At 74.9% G+C, this 2,678-nt stretch carries 4 protein-coding genes; 3 read left to right on the top strand and 1 reads right to left on the bottom strand.

Annotation, left to right across the window (positions count from 1 at the left end):
- The coding region (locus DZG00_RS14375) for a histidine phosphatase family protein (protein WP_147360025.1) at positions 1–391 on the bottom strand (391 nt) is incomplete at its 3' end.
- A gap of 89 nt (positions 392–480) precedes the next feature.
- Here DZG00_RS14375 and DZG00_RS14370 point away from each other — a divergent pair.
- The 3 genes from DZG00_RS14370 to DZG00_RS14360 form a co-directional block, all read left to right on the top strand.
- Positions 481–855, top strand: a complete 375-nt coding sequence (locus DZG00_RS14370; RefSeq protein ID WP_119455766.1) for a hypothetical protein — start codon at positions 481–483, stop codon at positions 853–855.
- A 2-nt stretch (positions 856–857) separates the two neighbouring features.
- On the top strand, positions 858–1,661 hold the full coding sequence (locus DZG00_RS14365; protein ID WP_119455765.1) for a nitroreductase family protein: 804 nt from the start codon (positions 858–860) through the stop codon (positions 1,659–1,661).
- Positions 1,662–1,746: 85 nt separating this feature from the next.
- Positions 1,747–2,678: hypothetical protein (locus DZG00_RS14360; protein ID WP_119455764.1), on the top strand; the 932-nt coding region annotated here is incomplete at its 3' end.

Raw genomic sequence — 2,678 nt, 5'->3', positions numbered from 1 at the left:
CCCCGGGTGCCGCGGGCTCGCCGTCCTCGCCCGTGAGCCAGGCCGCGAAGGCCTCGCCGTGCACGGGGCCGCGGAGCTCCTCGCGCGTGATCCCCTCGAAGCCGCCGAAGTCGAGCTCCACGAGCTCGGGCCGCGGCTCGGGCGCGACGCCCGCCGCGACGCCCTGCTCCTGCAGGATCCGCGCGGTGCTGCGGGCGCGCGCGAGCGTGCTCACGAGGATCCGCTCCACGCCCTCCCCGCGCAGCCGCGCCGCGAGGGGCGCCAGCTGCTCGGCGGCGTCCTCGCCCACGTCGACGTCGGTGCGCGAGTTGTAGCGGTACTCGCGGTTCCACGGCGTCTGCGCGTGCCGGGTGAGGAGCAGGCGCGCGGGCGCCGCCTGGGGTGACTGCATGGGTCCATCCAACCCGGATGTCACCCCCGGCTGTGCGACCCCGCCGCGGCCCGACCATCCTGCGCGATGCCGGACTAGCGTCGAAGGGGATGACCAGGAGCCGGACCCGCGTCGCGTCGCCCGCCGTCCGCGCCGCATTCGCCGCGGCGAGCGCCGCCTACCTCGTGAACTGCGCCATCGGGATCGCCGCGGCCACGCGGATCCTACCGCCGCGGCCCGAGCTCCGCCTCCACCACCGCGCGTACGTGCTCACGAGCGCGCTCACCGCGGTCGCCCTCGCGTCGCCGCTCTGGGCCGGAGGCGCCGCCCGCCCCGCCGCGCGCCGCGCCGCCCGCGCGCTGGCCCCCGCCCTGATCCCGCTCGCTGCGCTCCCCCGCGTCGGCACCCGCACCCGCCGGCATCCCGCCGTCGCCCTGACCGCCGCCCCCTGGTACGCCCGGGGCACCCTCGCCACCTGGAGATGACAGTGGACTTCCTCGACGTCCTGAGAGCCCGGAGGACCACCAACGGCGCCTTCCTGACGGATCCCGTGAGCGAGGAGCACCAGCGCCTCCTCATGGAGGTGGCCGGCCGCGCGCCCTCGCAGCTCAACAGCCAGCCGTGGCGCTTCGTGCTCGTGGAGGAGCGGGACACGATCGAGCGGATCGCCGAGATCAGCGGCGAGAGCATGACCGAGACGATGTCGAACGGCACGTTCTTCGAGCGCTACAAGCACTACTTCCGCTTCTCGCAGGAGGAGATGGACGCCCGCCGCGACGGCATGCTCTTCGACAGGCTGCCCGCGCCGCTGCGCCCCTTCACGAAGCAGGCCTTCACGCCGCGCGGCCAGCGGCTCATGAACTCGCTGCGGGTCCCGCAGACGCTCGGCCGCGAGAACCGCAAGCTCGTCGCGGGCAGCCCGCTGCTTATCGGCGTGATGCTCGACCGCGCCGAGGAGCGTCCCGAGTCGCTGGCGGGCTTCTACTCGACGTTCTCGATGGGCGCCGCGATGGAGAACGTGTGGCTGACCACGGGCGCGATCGGCATGGGTATCCAGTTCATCTCGTTCCCGATGGAGATCCGCGAGCAGTGGACCCGCGTCGAGGAGCTGCTGCGCGTGCCGCCGGAGCTGCAGCTGATGGCCGTGTACCGCCTCGGCTACCTGCCGCCTGAGGCCCGCCGCCCCGCGATCGACTGGTCGAGCCGCGAGCGCAAGCTCCCGTCGCAGTACGTGTTCCGCGGCACGTGCGAGACGCCGCAGGAGGGGTGGGACGGACCCGCCGACGGTTGACCCCGCGGAGCGCGCGCCTCGTTCTGGGGGCGCGGGCGGCGCCTGCCGGGCGATCACGACGGGCCCGCGCCCGTAGGGTCGGAGCATGGCCGAGGGGACGTGGGTGCGGATCCCGTCCCCGGGCACCCGGCAGCGGCTCCTCCTGACGTTCGGCTCGCTCGCGATCCTCTCGATCTTCCTCTGGACGCCCGTCGGCGGGCTCACGCGCATCGTCGACGAGGCCGTCGGCCCGTCGCCGCTCATCCGGGTGGGCCTGCCGATCGTCCTCGCCGTCGCGGTGCTCGGCATCGCGTACCTGATCGTGGCCGAGCGCACGCAGCCGCCCGCGATCGACGTCGCGCGCGGGGTCCTCCGCATCGGCCGCAAGGAGTGGGGTTTCCCGGAGATCACGGGCGCGCGCATCGAGCTGGCGGGCGCCGAGGGCGACGACACCCTGATCCTCCGCTTCTCGACGACCGGCGGCGAGAGCTGCGCCGTCGTCGTCTCCACTCGCGAGGGCGTGCGCGTCGATGACGCGCAGCGCGACGCGCTCCTGGCCCTCGTCGTGGGATCCCGCATCGCGCCGCCCCGCTCGAAGGACGACCCGCACGGCAGGTTCGTGCACATCGAGTTCCCCGGCCACCTGACCCTCGAGGACACCGCGGCGCTCGTGGACGGCAGCGGTGTCGCGGAGCCGATGGCCGCGCGCGGGCAGCGCGGGCAGGGCTCGGGTGCGCGCAACGTGCACCCCGCCGACGGCACGGCTCGCGCACTGCCGGCGAGGGGCCCATCCCGCCGGGCCGAGTACGGCGTCGCCGTGTTCGTGCTCCTCATCGGCGTGGGCGCGGCCGTCATCGCGATCCAGGACCCCGACGCCCTCTCCGGGCGCCGCGACATCCCCGTGCTCGGGATCGCGCTGCTCATGCTGCCGGCCGGGATCGCCGCGATCCTGGTCACCCGCAGGAACGCGCGCCGGGCCGACGCGCAGCGGGCGGCCCGCGCGACGGAGGCCACCGCGACCGCGACCGGCTCGGCCGA

The organism is Clavibacter lycopersici (genome assembly GCF_003576405.1).
Lineage (GTDB): Bacteria > Actinomycetota > Actinomycetes > Actinomycetales > Microbacteriaceae > Clavibacter > Clavibacter lycopersici.
This window is presented reverse-complemented; position numbering and strand designations above follow the sequence as displayed.

Bases quoted from the DNA above. Each gene is read 5' to 3' on its own strand.
- DZG00_RS14370 (WP_119455766.1), top strand. From the start codon at position 481: ATGACCAGGAGCCGGACCCGCGTCGCGTCGCCCGCCGTCCGCGCCGCA.